We start from the raw sequence: 16,319 nt of genomic DNA, 5'->3' as shown, positions 1-16,319 counted from the left end.
CGGGGAGTCAGAATCAGCTAAATTCTGACTGTCTTGATAGTTGAATGTACCTTCATCGTCAGGCAGTAGGAGCCGTGATTGACGATATCTGCTTCCAAAGGCGAGCAGATGTACCACACTGATGTGTTCTCCCTTGCAGGCTACAGGAGTGTTATGTTCAGCCACCCGAAGGCGATTCTCTCAGGCCGGTGAATCATTGGTGGTCGTCAGAGACGACGGACAAGCACGTTTATTTTTAAGCCAAATGTCACTACTGTCAACCTTTCTGGCTCTGCAGATTGAGAGTAGCCGGCGCAGAAGCTGGGATTTTCCGGCCTTTTCCAGTGCCCCGGCTTTTCCCCGCAGCCTGGCGTCGGGTTTTACGGTTTGTCTCACCAACGATCCCCTTACAGTCAGGGTATTTCATACAGCCCCAGAATTTACCATCCTTACTCTTACGCTGATGGGTCTGTCCGCCACACAGCGGACAGGCAGGGCCGACCGGAACCGTGACCTTAAAGGCAGTGTCCCGCCCTTTTTCGACCAGATGCCGGGTCCACTGGCTTTGCTTTTGCATAAAATCACTGAGCCCGCTTTTTCCCTGGGCAATGTCATCCAGCGCCTGCTCCCATAGGGCCGTCATGCCCGGACTGGTCAGCGTCTCTGGCAAAGCAGCGATCAGCTCCCGCGCCATCTGCGTGGCAATGATGAATTTTCCTTTTTTCTCCAGGAAACCCCGTTTAAACAGAGTTTCCAGTACGCCGCTGCGCGTTGCTTCCGTACCGAGCCCAGCGTTATCGCGGAGTACCTTCCTGAGCTGGGGATCCGTGACCAGGCTGGCGGCATTTTTCATGGCGGCAATAAGCGTTCCTTCCGTGTGGTGCGGCGGCGCTTTTGTCACATTATCTTTGACGTCTGCGCCGGTGACGCTGCAGACATTGCCCTGTTCCAGCACTGGCAGCTGCGCGGCGGACTCCTTATCACCCTCTTCCTCTTCAGCCAGCTCTCCTCTGAACAGGGATTTCCACCCGGCATGAACCATCACGCGACCGCGCGTGCGGAAAAGCTGATTACCGATATTGAAGGTGGCATCCGTCACATCGGATTCCTGCAGCGGCATAAACTGAGCCAGATAGTTCAGGCGGATAAGAGAGTAGACTTTGAGCTCTTTTGCGTTCAGCTTTGCTATGTCGAAAGGCTGTCGCGTTGGAATAATGGCGTGGTGCGCAGTAATTTTCTTGTCGTTCCAGACGCGCGAGGTAAATGCGGTATCAAGTCGGGAAAGCTCGCTGCCGATAGCCGGATCAGAATGCTGTACAGCCTGGAGAACGTCATTGACCTCTTTCCGCATCGATACCGGCAGATAACCGCAGTCTGTTCGCGGATAGGTCGTCGCTTTATGCGTTTCATACAGCGACTGGGCTATAGAGAGCACCTCATTAGCGCCGAAACCCCATTTCCTGTTGCAGGCTTCCTGAAGATCGCCGAGGGAAAAACAGAGCGGTGCCGGCGTTTTAGCCCGCTTTTTCTCAACTGAAATCACGCTGCCGTTCCCGGCTTTCAGGCAAAGCTGCTGAACCGCCTGTGCAATCTGCTGATTTACGCACCGTTTTTCATCATCACAGTATTGCTCCGCAGCAACCCATTCAGCTTCAAAACGGACACCGTCTTTTTCAAGCTGCGCTCTGACTTTCCACCAGGGCTTTGGTGTAAAGCCGGCAATTTCAAGATCCCGGTTAACCACTATAGCGAGCGTGGGCGTCTGCACCCTGCCCACGGAAAACACCTCCGATAATCCGGCTTCACCGGCCTTAAGGGTATAAAGCCGCGTCAGGTTCATCCCGATAAGCCAGTCCGCCCGCGAGCGGCCAATACCCGCCTGATACAGTTTTTCAGTCTTGTCGCCTGACAGCATTTCACTGAGGGCTTTTTTGATGCTGGCCTCATCCAGCGCGGAAAGCCACAGCCGGCGCACGGCACCGGTGTAATTGCAGTAATCCATCAGCTCACGCGCGATCACCTCACCTTCGCGATCGGCATCGGTTGCGATGACTACCTCACTGGCCTGTTTCAGCAGTTTTTTGATAACGCCAAACTGATCGGCAGTGTCTTTCTTGACGGTCATTTGCCAACGGTCCGGGATGATCGGCAGCACCTCCGTGCGCCACGGGCGTCCAAACTGCTCGCCATAGGTTTCGGGCGTGGCCGTTTCAAGCAGATGGCCAACTGCCCACGTGACCGTAATGTTACCGCCGGTAATACACCCCTGGCCGCGCTGACTGACGCCCAGCACGCGGGCAATATCTTTGGCCTGGGAGGGTTTTTCACATAGATAAAGCTGCATGCAGGCCTCCGGTTTTAGCGTGCCTGCCCAGAAGCAACCTGGCGGACCTGAGACATAACGTTGTTGAACGTGCTCCCGGTAAGGTGCGATGCGACGGGCGATTTGTATGTCACATATACCCGCGTACCGGAACCGTTCTTTTCAAGCTCGATATCCATATGGTCGTTGTCATCCACATCGCTGCCCATACGATAGGAGCTCCCCGGAACGGCCTCCCACACTGGATGAGCGTCCTCAATAGCAGCAGCGCTCCAGCGGCTGTTGCGATCTCTGGAACGAATACGTTCAATTTCATCCGCACTCACATAGCCGTAGTGGCGCTTTAGTCGCGCGGCTGCCGTATCAATATCTACCGGCACGTTGAACTGTTTGCTGGCACTCTTCCCGCCAGATGCTGATGCTTTTGTCAGTACCGGCATACCGTTGCCGGAATCCATGGAACTTGAATCACTGCCACGCAGGGTTTTACTGATACTGAAAGCGGTATCGCTGATATTTTTGTTGATGCTGGCAAAGTCAGTGCCGGCACAGCCGCTGAGAAGGGCGCAGATAACGCCCAAAGTAATCATCCGGTTCAAATTAATCGTCCTCTGAGGTAACGGCAGAAAGTGGAGAGAATGAAGAACGTTTTTTGCCTGACATAACGGCAGGATCCGGTTCCCCCAGGCGCTCTATGGCAGCCAGACCCCGCGCCGTTTTATGGCGGATATCCTCATATGTCACCGGCACGGTCCGGTAGTTCTGAATCAACCCGTAGACTATACGTACCGCTTTACTCCCTTTTTCAAGAAAATCATCGCGCTGTGAACGGGAGATCAGACCGTAATGGAATGCCCGGAAGGCTTTCAGCGCCAGCTGATCGTAATGCACTAACAGCCAGACACAGCGATAACCAAGGGGGGAACGGCTGAATACATCAAGGTTCAGCGGCTCGGAAGATGTAACTTCAGATATGGTGATACCTGCCGGAATGGCGGCTGTAATGGTTTCTATCTTTTTGACTTGCTCTTCCACCTTCTGAGTCGCCAGCTTAATGGCCTCTTCAAGTTTGACCAGCAGCTCATCACCATAGGGGTTGCCGGCCGCTGCATCACGCCCGGCGAACCCTGCCCGCGAAATCGCTTCCGGCATCCCCAGAATTTTGGGGCGTTTTTCCGCCTTTGATTTCTCATCTGATCGATTGCGCCCTTCCCAGAGCCTGATTGCATAATGCGAATGCAGCTCGACTGTCAGCGAGGATACTAATCCGCCAGATCGCCGGGGCGCTGTTTGAGGGGTTGTCTGTTCGGCCATAGCTGTCTCCTGATTGGCAAAGGCTTTCGTAAGTTAAGTGGCGATCCTCATTCCTGAGAGGACCGTAAACAATTCGAAATCAGATATTCGAAAAGTAAAATTTGTTCGCTGCCTATGACGCTTAATTAATGACCACTGTTGCACCGTGCAACGCTGCTCTTTTTTTAACCACTGTTGCACCGTGCAACAGCGATCACTTTTTAACCTCTGTTGCACCGTGCAATACTGCTCGCTCTTGTGATTCCGCCGGCTGCCTAATCATTTCTCTGAGATCCAACAGACATTCTAAGACTCTGAACGATTTCTCTTACGCGCTCTTCACTGCACGTCTGCCGGCTATCAGGGCGAGAAGGCTTAAAAGGGCGTAGTTCAGGGCGCGGTGACGAGCTCATGTGATCAGGTACTTTTCGTACGTTTTCTGCAGGATAAAGCTCCCCCTGTCGGGCCTTTTTAAGCACCGTCAGCAACCAGCCAAGCGGGTTTTGCAGGCTGCCTTCACGCTGTGCACGAATAACATTCGACAGCACCGAGGCAGAACGCTCAGGCGATAGCGCCTGCAGCTGGCGATTAACCATGTCTCGGTCTGCGGGTTTCAGCAGTGAGGCGAAGTCATCTGGCAGGCAAACCGAACCGGTTACGTATGTTTTATCTGTATTATTAGTAAAACTACGTACGTAACTGTTCGGATTCCGAACCCGGTTGTCATTCCCGGTACTCTCACTGTGTTCGGAATCCGAACCGGGCTGCAGATCATGCTTTTTTAAGCTGAGTTCGGAATCCGAACCCGGCGAGCGGACTGTCTGCCTGGGTGCGGCACGGCGGATCGATTCTTCAGGACTTTGAGCTGAGCCCAGACGGGCCTCAATCATCTGGAGATGACTGCGATGATGGAGCATTGTGGGATCAAGCCGGATTTCACTGATGATTATCTTTGCCGTGGCGCTGACGGTCCGGTTACTGCTCAGGCAGGCCTCAGCCACCGTTTTAAGCCAGTGTGGGTCGAACATTTCTGCATCAGCAAATGACAATGGCTCATCATGCTGCGCATAAATATTTCCTCTTACCCTTCCCTTTTCATCCCTGACGCGTTTGCAGAGGCTGAGCCAGCCCGTGATGCGTAACATCAGAAGTATCCGGCTGATGGTCTCTTTTGATGCCCTCCCTTTACCCGGCGTTGCCAGCTGCAGCTGCAATTCTTCATAGGAGGGAAAAACGGCACCATCGTTGCTCAAAGCGTGTAAGCGGATAATTATCCAGCCCATTTTATCAAGCGGGGAAAGACGTTGATCGAGAAGCAGCCGGCGCGGCATAGAATCGTGTATGTTACCCGTGAACAACAGACCGCCACGGACATAGCTGTTCTGTTCTTCCGGTAAACGTGCCGTCAGCCGATCAGTTAATTTTGTGACTGCCTGATGGATAAGGCTGTCATCTGGTAATGTCATTCTTCACCTTCTGAATACAAAAAAATGCTGAGCAATGTGCCGCTAAAGGCTCATCGCTCAGCATTCTGACTACGCTTCAGTTGCGCATAGCCGTGTTATAGTGCTCATGGTTCATCATCTCCCAAGTGCGCCCTTCATCACGGCTGAGCAGTCGCCAGAACGGGCCGAGATCAATCTTGTAATAGCCCGTCCGGTTTTCATTCAGGCGCTTATAGTTACGCTCTCCGTGCCAGAATCGTTGAACCGCGCTGACCGCTTTTTTAGACAGTGACGCCGGAACAGTCGTCGGGGCTTTTAGGCCCGGTATGATCTCTTTAAATCGCATCCTGCCCCCATCTGATTACAGTGAACGCACTCCGCTGGTTAAAACTCATGCTCTTCTCCGCGTGGCCGCTGTCAGATTTTCACTCTCCCACTTGAGAACAGTGTTCCAGACTGCAGTGAGAGAAATATCCATTTGTTCAGCGGCAAGCAGCATCAAATCCAGCCCCTCATCCGTTTCGCTTCGAAGCGCTTTATTGTCATTTGCCGCCCAGATTTCCCACAGCTCCGTACTTTGTTCATCGCTAAGAACGGTTCCACGACCTGCACGAACTTTTATGCCAGCTATCCTGCGACGCGCCGCAACATCATTACTCATCAGCCCGAAAAAATGCTCCATGAGCTTGATGGAACCACCCAGAGCAAGTGCGCGATCAATACGTTGCTTACGCGTTTGTTCTTCCCTGGCTTGCGTCATCAGCCGGGCCAGATTGTCCTGGTTTATCTGAAACGAAAGGACAGAAACCTCGCTATTGATGATGTAATGAATATCTTCAATGGTCATATCTTTCAGCGTGGCAATCTCTTCAGGCGTAAGCCCCATTTTGTCACAGCGCCGTATAAACCCATTTTTGAGTTCCATAACTAAGTCAAGCAGGAAGCCATTAGCAGCCCGGGAGAGGTTCGTGTTCATCAGTTACCCTTCATTTGCAGGAACAATGGAAGCAGCACTTTTGCGCTGCAGTTCGCGGAGACGACGAAGGATCCTGATTAGCCGAAACACCGTCAGGGTTTGCTCGTCATCAAAAACAGGTTTGGCTGATTCAGATGACCCGATCAGCAATTCAGAAGTGAGGTTCGCAGCATCCTGATGACTCGTATCGTCTGTCAGTGAAGCAAGAAATAAGGCTACAAGAGGAGCATCATCAACAGGAACTGAAAGCCGATAACCAGACTGCGATGCGTTTTCGCTGGCAGGTGTTAACGAATTACCACAGTCATGAGCACTGGCAATATCCCAGCTCAGACGCCAGGCCAAACTTTGCAAATGCTCAATGTCATCCTGAAGGGCACTGACGTGCCAGAGCGAATGGATTTCTGGTTGAGCAACAGCCGGTAAATAATCATCCGCACCCTGTAAAGCATGCGATTCATCTTCTTTTACTAAAGAAGATAAATCCTTAGGTTGCTCTTTTGCGGTAGATTGCTCTACGCCAGGAGTATCATCCTCAAGCAGGGTTGAATCCCTTGGAGTCAATTCATCAGACAGCTGACTGAGTTCAGCTACATCGTCATTTGCAACAGTTGAGGAATTGGCCGGTAAACCAGAAGAAACAGCAAAAGTAATGTCTTCAGCAGGTTCTGCTTTTACTTTGTCGGCACCACGTAGCTCAAGCAACCAGCCATCATAGTCAAGGTCATCGCAAGGAAACGCATCTGTAAGGTCGCCAATAAGTTCATCAGTGAACATTTCAATTGACCACAGTTCAGGATCATCAAATTTACGGCAGCACTCACCAAATACATTTATGAAATCGGCTTCTGTACAAATATTCTTTTCAAACTGGTACTTATCCCAAACTTTTTCAGCTCCATGACGGAGTTTAAGCAATTTTCTAAGCTCACGACCACCAAAGCCGGATGCGAGCAATACAGGCATCCAGGGATAGATATTTGTCACCACATCTTCCATTCGGCTAACACTGGAAAAATGTACGGGCAGGCCGCTGTTAGTTAGTTCAACGGCAAGATCACGCAAAGAAATTTTTTTCCCACGTTCTTCTTGGAGCAATAACCGCGCTTCACTTACAGAAAGAGCTTTATCGATGAAAGTTAACTGCCCATGAGTTTCATTTTCAGCGAGGTGCCCCGCGAGGCACTGAAAGCGTCCAGGCCACGGCTTTTCAATGCAGGTCATTTTGAAAAAACGTGGATCTCCAGTCTCATCCCAAAGTTCACGCATGATGGTATAACGCGTGTTGCCGCCATCGCTAAAGGTCCACTTACCATCGGGAAGACGGGGATCGCGGGTCACTAAAGGCACAGAATTAAGACCGCGCGCGCGAATAGATGCTTTGAGATCATCAAACAAAGGATTACGGCTTTTGCGCGGATTATCTGGATTCACACAAAGTTCATCCAGAGTAAAATCCCTGGCCTGATTGCTACTATTAACAGACGAGTTTTCTACCAGTTGAAGTTTACTCATTGACCAGCACTCCTGAAATCGTAACCAAAGTCATACCCGCCTTCAGGATATTCACTGAAGAGAGTAAACCTGCTGTCAAACTGGGTTTTGATGGTGCCGGTAGGGCCTTGACGCTGTTTACCGATGATGATCTCAGCCTGACCGGGATGCGCCGTATCAGCGTGGTAGACTTCATCGCGGTAAATAAATGCAATCAGGTCAGCATCCTGCTCAAGTGCGCCTGAATCACGCAGATCGCCATTATTGGGACGCTTGTCCGCACGCTGTTCTACCTGTCGATTGAGCTGCGACAGAGCGAGGATGGGACAGTCAAGCTCTTTGCCAAGCGCCTTAAGCGAACGGGAAATTTCGGCGATCTCCTGCGTGCGGTTTTCCATGTCCGGGCATCGCATAAGCTGTAAATAATCGACCATGATTAAGGCGGGCTTACCGTACTTACGAACATAGCGACGCGCACGGGTACGTAGCGTCGCCGGCGTCTGGAAGCTGTTGTCATCGATAATAAGTCGGTCGCGCCACGCTGCTATTTCTGTTGCACCCTGGCTGATGCGGCCCCAATCTTCATCGCTCAGGTTGCCACTACGGAGTTTGGTCAGATCAACACGGCTGCGCATCGATAGCATGCGCATAGTTAGCTGATCAGTTGGCATTTCAATACTAAAAATAAAGACAGCGTCTTGAGGCTTACTTTCTATTGCACCGATGCACCAACTAACAGCCAGAGCGGTTTTACCCATAGAGGGACGTGCTGCGAGGATAATCAGATCACCTGGTTGCAAGCCACATGTCATAAAGTCCAATTCCGCCATGCCTGTTGACGTTCCAGTGATACCGTTTTCAGTTGCAGTAGCTACTTCAAGCTTGCTGAGCACTTGATCAAGGGCAACCATAATTTCTGATTCGCACTCGTTTGCGCTTGTGCCTTGCTCATGAAGCCGGAAGAGCGCATTTTCAGCGTGCTCTGCGACCGTTTGCGAACTGAGCCGATTGGTGTGGATATCAGCTACAAGGCTGTTGCCGATAACCAGCAGATCACGCAAACGGCTCTTTTCAACGATGACACCCGCATAACCAAGAATGTTTGCAGCTGAAGGCGTGTTCTTGCTCAATTCCGCTAAGTAAGCAAAGCAGCCACTTTGCTCAAGCACACCGTCACGCTCCAACTTCTCGCTAAGGGTTATCAGGTCGATGGGCTGGGATAACAAAGATAAGCTGCTCATCGCTTTAAATACATGACGATGGGCAGCGACAAAGAAATCTTGTGCTGTCAGTAGGATGTTTATTTCATCCCAACGGTCATTATCCAGCATCAACGCCCCCAGAACACATTGTTCGGCTTGCGTTGAATAAGGTACAGCTAACTGAGTGTCGGGCTGATTAGGCATGAGTCTATCCCTCCACGGAACATGTGGATTTGCTGAGCTATAGATAATGGATGTGTTACGTAATTGCAGACTTTGCAGTTAGTTCAGTTACGTATTGATCTAAATAAGCGTCGATAAGACCTTGAACGATTTTCGAAGCGCTTATAACTCGACCTGATGAATGAGTAAGTTTTACTGCACACCCTTCCAGATTGTTACGTCTTACTGGACCTATATAAATGATGGGAGCCGGGGCTCGTGATTGATTATGTGAGGGCATATCATCTCCAGGATAAGTTTTACTTAGGACTTTCCTTAACCCAAATGACGGTAAAGGAATATCAAGTTGCTAAAACGGATCGGAACCCTGATTGCTCAAAAACCCTCTCAGATGGCTTCTGGATGGGTTATGCCCTCACTTCTCACTTAAAAAGCGTCAAGAAAAGGTCATTTTATGATAATGTTTAACACTAAATTTGTTAACTATTTACATATTACCACCTCTAATGCCTTTTATGCAATTTTTTACCATTCATCAGGAATTATTCCCGAACCCAAGGCAATTTTTTCCTTTAAAATCATTGCAATAATTTCCGTTAAGGAATGCGAATGTTAGACACGATTGAGAAGAGACTTAAGTGTTGTAGGGCTGCAACGGGTACTACGCCACAGGAAGTTGTAAGTTACATACAGCAAAAAAACATGGACCTATCCTACACAACCTACACACGCTGGGAATCTGACGGTTCAGTTCCTGCCCGTAGAATGGATGTGATACATATAATTGCTGAGTTTTTCACCGAGAATGGTCTGCAGGTTAATGGTCAGTGGATCATGACGGGTGAAGGGTTCCCTCCGCAGTTCACTGAATATGCGAAGCTCGACGAAGACACGCTTTTCATCCTTGCAAGTCGCCAACTACCTGATGTTGAGCTGGTTCAGATAGGCGGCATGTACGGTGAACCATACGTAAGTTTCGGAGAGTTCTGTATTGTATCTACGGTTACAAATATCGACCCTAATAATAACAAGTTGTGTTATGTGAAAAGTGCAAATGGATTACATATTGGTGTCCTGAAAGTAATGGACGAAAAATCAATAATCCTGGAAGGTAACCAAAGCATAACACTAATGAAGAGCGATATTTATGAATGCCGGAGAGTGAAATGGATTCAAAAGAAGTGAAATTGAAATTTCACCAATGCAGCAATGAAGTAATAAACTTCCTCGACAAGCTTGAGCGCACTACATATATATCTACATTACTGGTCTTTAATAACAACATTTCAGCTCATCAAAGCAACGGCTACGCTGAATGGGATAACAAATTTTATTACGAAGGTAAGTATAAAGACAGCCTGTTAATAAAGATGGGAATTGAGCTTACAAAAATAAGTAAAGGTGATGTCAGCACCGTCATCTGGGATGACGCCTTGCGCAATGAAAAAAATAACTTCATTGATACGCAAAGGAAATAACATAATATATATCATGGCATTAGCTTCATATATGGTATAGAGAATGATATGAGCATGGCGCTTAATATCTGTACCGGAGCTGATACCTCGCAAAAAGAATTTGAAAATCTGATACTGCCAATGCGGTTTGCACTACTGAACTATTTTAAGGACTTATAATGTTTACCAAAACCTATTCCGTAGATGAAAAACACGTAGATTTTCAGGGCGTTGTGGATGGGCTGTATTATCCCTTCTACATGGAATGGACGCGCCACGCCTTTATGAAAGAGGAACTGGGACTGGATCTGGAACAGGAGTTCGCTGAAGGACGCCTTCACATGATCCTTGAATACACGATGCGATTTAAAAAGAGCCTGGAGAAAGGGGATGAAATGCAGGTAACATGCGCCCTTCAGGCAAACGAGAAGCGCAGCCGTGTCAATTTCGTCCAGCAAATACTGGTTAACGATATTGTGTATGCAGAAGCGGTATTTACCGCTACATGTATCGCTAACGGCAGACCTGGCATTCCTGATGTAGTGAAAAATGCTATTCCTGCCTGAATTTTCTGAGGGAACCCTGCCGGGTTCCCCTGTCAATTTTCAATCAGTATATATCGACTATCTTTAACCTTATCCTTTCCTGCCTGATAAAATAAAGAGAGTCGGACTAAATACCCACTCCGCTTCTGATATTTACCTTCCAGACCTTCAGATTCATATATTCTCACCCTGAAAAAACGCTTATCGTTACGCATATGCAATACGCCATTCTTTTCAAATGACGCCTGAACAGCCCTGCGATCGTTATCAACTCCTGTTGCCTCAATGAATTTAAAAGCTGCGCTCGGCAGGGAAATAAACATAAATCCACTCACTGCATGAAGCAGACTGTCATTCTCATTCACGCTGAGCGATTTATTATTAACTGACTCTCTGAGCCACAATAAAAACTGCTCACCAAGATTACCTGCATTGCTGCTTTCAGGTGCAGCGTGAATAACGGGGTGTTCACACGTCACTTTTTCATTGTCAGTTTGATCCAGCACTGAATCAATAACATGCAGTATTTCCTGCGGCTTAGCATCGGGAATAAGTTCCGGGCTTTCATCCGGAACCGCAATTACCTGTTCATTCATATCCTGTACAGGCAAACACTCATCTGCTGTAGCCGTAACTGCTCTCTCCGCATGTTCATCCTCATTGGTGTCCGCCGGTTCAGCTGCTGCAAACATGCTGAGAAGGACGGTCGTGTCATCATCAGCCGCTTTTTCAGCCACCGGCTGCTCAGTTACTGCGCCGCAGTTTTCTGAAAGTGCCGAGGGCAAAGATCCGGTTTCATCATCCGCACTTAACGGAGGTTCTGCGTTCACTGGTGCTAGACCAGAGGCCAGATCCTCAGAACTTTCCGGCCGGTTATCGGCGAGTGCAGAGGCAGCACTGATGATATCGCCCGGGGATATCGTTACCGGTATCCCCGGATCCGGCACCAGCTCCGCAGCGGCCATTGCAGGCAAGCCAGTCTGCGCACAACCGGCGGGCGAACCGCTCATTCCTTGCGCTTTGTCGAGAATTTCTTTGATGAGCGGCATGGCCGCCGTATCCCCGCCGGCCAGAGAAGCCATCACTCGCATGGCCTGGCGATCGCCGCAGAGCCAGGTGACCCCGTCATCAGGCAACAGCCTGGCGGCCATTATAGCCGCCGTACCGGCATCAGCTGCATTGCTTATCCGGAATCGGTAGGGTGCACCCGGCGATGACATACCAGGGATCCAGCATTGCCCGTCCAGTAATTCACCTTCAATCCTGGTCAGTTGCGGCAGATGCGCGGTAAGCGCTGACCAGAAAACAATCGCATTCCAGAGCGTGTTTTTAGCGGCCTGTTCCTCGGGTGACGCGCCGGGAGGAAACATATGGCCTTTTGCCAGCCTGACGCTGCAGGCGGTAAATTTCAGGGTGAGATCTATGTATCCGCCCTCTTTACTCCATTCACCTTCCGCGCTGGCCGGCACGTTTTGTACGCTCTCAGCGAGTCTTTTAAGCGGTGCCAGGTAAAGCCGGTTATAAATCTCCTCAGGCAAAGACGTGTTATCCCAGATTTGCCTGAGAAGGAGCTTACGAGGCGGGGAATAAAGCAGCTCTGCAGCTGAATGTGGCGCGAAATATCCTGGCGGAACCTTACCGCCAGCCTGCGCTGACTTAGCCGTGTTTTGCCCCCCGGAGATCATGGTTATGAGCTTACTGAACATTCTGGCTCCCTGATAATTCAGCTTCATTGCTGATATTAAGCACAGCCTTCGCGCGCTCTGAGTCCTTTCCGTCCGGCGTTTCAGAGTCTCCACTCAGTGCATCGAGGCAGCCGGTCACAACACAGACCAGCTCATTCGGCACCAGAATTTTGCGCGCGCGCGTCACCGATACGTACAGAAGATTCAACTCATCTTCTTTTTCGCGCGGGTTTAAAAGGGGACCGTTAATATCAACAAAATCGTCGTTCATTTTGACCGCATTCCACTCAAGCCCTTTACTGCGGTGCGCCGTCACGACCGTCACATCAGCATCGCTTTCGCGCGTCACCGCCTGCTTTTTTAACACGGCCAGCAGCATTGGCAGCGGAAAGAACATGTCCAGAAGCCGAACTCCCTGCCCCATTTCCGGATCCTTTGTTGCTTTGGCAGTAGACCGGTATGCTTCAAAATCGCTGAAGTCGCGCGTCAGCTGCGGCGACTGGATGCGATCTGGCATATCGACCGAAAGCCAGTACAAATCTTCCAGTTCACCAATGCGGTATCCCTCCATGCCGCCCACCCAGTACACCTTTTTACCCGTCAGGCTCTCCATCAGGGCTGAGCCAATCACGCCCGCTACCGTCCGGCTGATAACGCAGCAGTGCGCGGTTCCGGCGGGCAGTTCGGCTACAACCTGGTCCTCACCGCCAAGGCCGCAGATCCGGCGGGTTTCCCCCGCCTCGGCAAGCAGGGTATTCGCAACGTCTGCGACCGCCGGACCAAACCGGAAGCTGTTCGTCAGCCACAGCCTGTCTGCAGTCTCCAGCTGCGGAGACACGAGAGCGTTTTCCGCCCCCCTGAAGCGATATATCTGCTGATAACGATCGCCGACAAGGATGATGCGACAGGGCTGGCTGAGAACAAACTGACTGGTCACCGGATTCGCATCCTGCGCCTCATCGAAAAGGATCACGTCCCATTTCTTATTCAGATCCGGAACGGACAGCTGATAAAGTTTAAGATAGGTGTCATGCGTTACCGGAAAATGTGAATCCATCCGGGCCATTTCTTGCCATATGACCTGTGCAGCGCCGAGTATTTTGCCCGCGTCCAGTCCGCCCCGATCGCTCTCATCGGGCAGATGCAGAAATGAGATTTCCCCGTCGGCGCTGTACAGAAAGGCGTTAAGCGTGTTCAGTGCAGTCCGTGCCAGCAGCCAGTGACGGGTGTTGAGTAGCCGCGCAATATCCGTTACGCGCAGAGACGTGGTTAGCCGCGCCTGAAAGTGCCGCCCGAACGTCGGCCATGCCAGTTGATGAAACGTTCTGCACTCGACGTTAAAAGGAAAACGACGCTCGGACTCCTCCCTGATCGCGCGATTGTAAGCGAGATAAAGCATCCGCTCTGTGGGGTTTGCCAGCGCGTAGGCTTCAAGCGTGGACGTTTTACCCGTACCGGCAAACGCCGTAACGACAAGTTTCCTGCCTTTCCAGGCGATGATCTGTGCCTGCTCCTGCGTGGGTTGCATGTATTCAGTACCTCCGTCAGCGTCATGCCATGAACCATGCCCTGCCGGGGAGGTAGTATCCACCGCAAACTCTATACTGACCCGCAAAAAAAAACGCCTCCGGAGAGGCGTTATGGTCAGGCTGCGCGTTGCTCTGCGCGGCCGAGTTTTGCTGCCCACCTGGCGGTGTAGTGCAGCGGGGTGTAAAGCGTGCGACGCCGTTCAAGCGTCAGCGCGTTTCCGGTCACAACCTCTGCCGCAATGCCGCAAAGCGAGAGCTGTATATAGGACATACTGGCGGCCAGCGGATCAACGTCCGTTACCGACACCCACAGCTGTTCTGAGACCGTGTAACCGCGCTGTGCAAACTCTTCAGCGAAGGCGATGACCATACAACCTGCACCGCTCGCCGGCTCCTGCAGGGTAATGAAGTCTTTTCCCTGCATCAGCGCATCGATGCCGGAAAGCTGCACTGATGCCATCATTCGCGATACGTCCCACGGCGTGAAATAACTCAGCCATCCGTGTGACGTCTTCCTTCTCGTAGCCGGCAATTATGCTCAGATACTGCTTTTCCAGCTCTGCATCGTGCGCAACGCCATTGTGCAGCGCAATGGCCGCGCAGCTGACGAAGTCCTCAAACACTTTGTGCCGGTGATGATAACGGGCCGTGGTGTTGAAAATCTTCAGGACTGCGCTGCGATGGTTGATAAAAGTCATGCGTGTTCTCCATAAAAAAGGGGAACACGCCCCTGAGGAGGTGTTCCCCTCAGGGTGTGAGGCAAGCCCTACGGCCTGCCTTTTTTGGTTACCAGCTGTACGTGGTGAATCCTTCCGCCTCCGGAGCCCCTGGTTCAAAAATCAGGATTTCCACGGCATCCGAACGCATCAGTGAAGCGATCACGCGGCGGGCTTCTTTCGATAACCCGGCTTCTTTCAGCCGCAGAACCGGCGCGGTACACGCGGTTAACCGCAGAAGATAGCCCCCGCCGATATAGTGGACCCACTCACCGTTACCGACTTCACGGGTCGTGATTTCATCCAGCAGCGCATTGTCTTCTGCGCTGAGGTGAGCCGTCGAAATAACGCGGCAGCGAAGGTACTCACTGTTGCCGCTCATCCCTGTGCCGCCTGATGAACGGATGTTGCACCTTCTGGTTCATAAGGTTCAACGACCGGCACCAGATGCAGCCCGGGCCCGCCGTCGTCCAGCTCGTCAATAATCGCCTCAGCACTGCAGACGTGCTCGCCCCGATCGTAACAGTCATAACCATCAAGATCGTGAACCGGCTCGCTGTACCAGTGCCGAATTTCACAGTCAAAGGTAGATGACAGTGCCGCGATGACCTCTGCTGCCGGCGGGAACCAGGCGGAATCAAACGCAAGTTTTATGCTGCTGACGCCATCACGTTCCCAGCTGACATTGTGACCTGCCGGCCACTCCATACCGTACTGCCGGCAATAGAGGCTGCAGGACGTAGACGACCCGGACAGAAGTCCGCCACTTCCGTTCAGTTCGGCAGCCAGCCGGCTCGGGATTATCTGCAGCATATCGCAGGGTTGCGCCCTGTCAGGCAGTTGACTCAGTCGTTCCCAGCACTGACCCGGATCGATTTCCCGGGAAAGCGTGGCAATACCAAACCAGTCTGCATAGCGTTCCTCAATGAGTCGCGCGATATGTCTGCGTGAAACGTCCGGAATACTGTCCCAGCGGATCGCGTCGATACCCGACTGATGGTAAAGCCGCTCAATTTTGCGCAGATGCTCCCCGTCAAGCGGTACGTCATTGCGCAGTAAACCGAGCCACTGATCAAACGCCAGGTTGGCTGACGTGCCCTGTCCCGTTCCGCTCTGCATTAACCCGGGAAACGGCGGAAAAGACTCCGTTTTAACCGGGCGTAGCAGGCCGCCACACCCCGCCAGAAACAGCTTTATGCTGCGCATGACGGCGTGACGGTAAAGCGGTACGGCTTCACCGCTGATCCACTCCTCCATGATGCTGATAAGCGCGGATTTTCCGGTGATTTCTAAACGGTTATGGCACCAGTCTGACATGGTTAATTCCTCTTCTTTCAAAAAAAAGAGGGCACTGTCCCGTGAGGAACAATGCCCTCACGGGACGGCAACGCGTTTACTTAACGATGCCGGGTTGGTGTGTTATGCAGCTTCAGCCGCACTTTTGTCTAACTGCAGTAAGAATTCTGACGCTTCTCTTGCCTGCCGGCAGGCA

15 protein-coding genes and 1 pseudogene are annotated in these 16,319 nt (G+C 51.3%); 3 read left to right on the top strand and 13 right to left on the bottom strand.

The window, feature by feature from the left end; all coding sequences use genetic code 11:
- Window positions 1-256 precede the first annotated feature (256 nt).
- The 8 genes from IBT47_RS22975 to dnaB-PI form a co-directional block, all read right to left on the bottom strand.
- Complete coding sequence (locus IBT47_RS22975) at window positions 257-2,323, bottom strand: DNA topoisomerase III (RefSeq protein WP_200563250.1); 2,067 nt, start codon at window positions 2,321-2,323, stop codon at window positions 257-259.
- A 14-nt stretch (window positions 2,324-2,337) separates the two neighbouring features.
- On the bottom strand, window positions 2,338-2,892 hold the full coding sequence (locus IBT47_RS22970; RefSeq protein ID WP_234472067.1) for a hypothetical protein: 555 nt from the start codon (window positions 2,890-2,892) through the stop codon (window positions 2,338-2,340).
- A gap of 10 nt (window positions 2,893-2,902) precedes the next feature.
- A complete protein-coding gene (locus tag IBT47_RS22965; protein ID WP_200563246.1) occupies window positions 2,903-3,616 on the bottom strand; it encodes a PFL_4669 family integrating conjugative element protein in 714 nt (237 codons plus the stop codon).
- 254 nt (window positions 3,617-3,870) lie between these two features.
- A complete protein-coding gene (locus IBT47_RS22960) occupies window positions 3,871-5,061 on the bottom strand; it encodes an STY4528 family pathogenicity island replication protein (RefSeq protein ID WP_200563244.1) in 1,191 nt (396 codons plus the stop codon).
- Window positions 5,062-5,137: 76 nt separating this feature from the next.
- Window positions 5,138-5,386: a hypothetical protein gene (locus tag IBT47_RS22955; RefSeq protein WP_200563242.1), complete on the bottom strand. Its 249-nt coding sequence runs from the start codon at window positions 5,384-5,386 to the stop codon at window positions 5,138-5,140.
- Between the two features lie 45 nt (window positions 5,387-5,431).
- Complete coding sequence (locus IBT47_RS22950) at window positions 5,432-6,016, bottom strand: DUF2857 domain-containing protein (protein WP_200563240.1); 585 nt, start codon at window positions 6,014-6,016, stop codon at window positions 5,432-5,434.
- A 3-nt stretch (window positions 6,017-6,019) separates the two neighbouring features.
- Entirely contained in the window at window positions 6,020-7,531 is a 1,512-nt protein-coding gene (locus IBT47_RS22945) for a ParB family protein (protein WP_200563238.1), read from the bottom strand.
- Entirely contained in the window at window positions 7,528-8,916 is a 1,389-nt protein-coding gene (gene dnaB-PI / locus IBT47_RS22940; protein ID WP_200563236.1) for an SPI-7-type island replicative DNA helicase, read from the bottom strand. The genes IBT47_RS22945 and dnaB-PI overlap by 4 nt, the downstream gene beginning before the upstream one ends.
- Window positions 8,917-9,504: 588 nt before the next feature.
- Between dnaB-PI and IBT47_RS22935 the strand changes: the two genes are divergently transcribed.
- The 3 genes from IBT47_RS22935 to IBT47_RS22925 all read left to right on the top strand — a co-directional run bounded on the left by IBT47_RS22935 (window position 9,505) and on the right by IBT47_RS22925 (window position 10,918).
- Window positions 9,505-10,080: a hypothetical protein gene (locus tag IBT47_RS22935; protein WP_135778141.1), complete on the top strand. Its 576-nt coding sequence runs from the start codon at window positions 9,505-9,507 to the stop codon at window positions 10,078-10,080.
- Window positions 10,062-10,373, top strand: coding sequence for a hypothetical protein (locus tag IBT47_RS22930; RefSeq protein ID WP_234472064.1), 312 nt, complete (start codon window positions 10,062-10,064; stop codon window positions 10,371-10,373). Before IBT47_RS22935 ends, IBT47_RS22930 begins: the two co-directional genes overlap by 19 nt.
- A gap of 158 nt (window positions 10,374-10,531) precedes the next feature.
- Entirely contained in the window at window positions 10,532-10,918 is a 387-nt protein-coding gene (locus IBT47_RS22925) for a thioesterase family protein (RefSeq protein ID WP_200563234.1), read from the top strand.
- Window positions 10,919-10,950: 32 nt separating this feature from the next.
- Here the strand turns inward: IBT47_RS22925 and IBT47_RS22920 are convergent, their stop codons facing one another.
- From IBT47_RS22920 to IBT47_RS22900, 5 genes and pseudogenes are all read right to left on the bottom strand, one after another.
- The gene (locus IBT47_RS22920) at window positions 10,951-12,603 is read right to left on the bottom strand and encodes a TraI domain-containing protein (RefSeq protein WP_200563232.1); all 1,653 of its coding nucleotides are present in this window, start codon (window positions 12,601-12,603) and stop codon (window positions 10,951-10,953) included.
- Entirely contained in the window at window positions 12,593-14,110 is a 1,518-nt protein-coding gene (locus IBT47_RS22915) for a UvrD-helicase domain-containing protein (RefSeq protein ID WP_200563224.1), read from the bottom strand. Before IBT47_RS22915 ends, IBT47_RS22920 begins: the two co-directional genes overlap by 11 nt.
- Window positions 14,111-14,226: 116 nt before the next feature.
- Window positions 14,227-14,809: pseudogene (locus IBT47_RS22910) on the bottom strand (N-6 DNA methylase).
- A gap of 88 nt (window positions 14,810-14,897) precedes the next feature.
- Complete coding sequence (locus IBT47_RS22905; RefSeq protein WP_200563222.1) at window positions 14,898-15,209, bottom strand: DUF5983 family protein; 312 nt, start codon at window positions 15,207-15,209, stop codon at window positions 14,898-14,900.
- Window positions 15,206-16,144, bottom strand: coding sequence for a DUF1281 domain-containing protein (locus IBT47_RS22900; protein ID WP_200563220.1), 939 nt, complete (start codon window positions 16,142-16,144; stop codon window positions 15,206-15,208). The genes IBT47_RS22905 and IBT47_RS22900 overlap by 4 nt, the downstream gene beginning before the upstream one ends.
- Window positions 16,145-16,319: the final 175 nt, after the last annotated feature.

The organism is Erwinia sp. S43, assembly GCF_016624745.1.
GTDB lineage: Bacteria > Pseudomonadota > Gammaproteobacteria > Enterobacterales > Enterobacteriaceae > Erwinia > Erwinia coffeiphila.
This window is presented reverse-complemented; position numbering and strand designations above follow the sequence as displayed.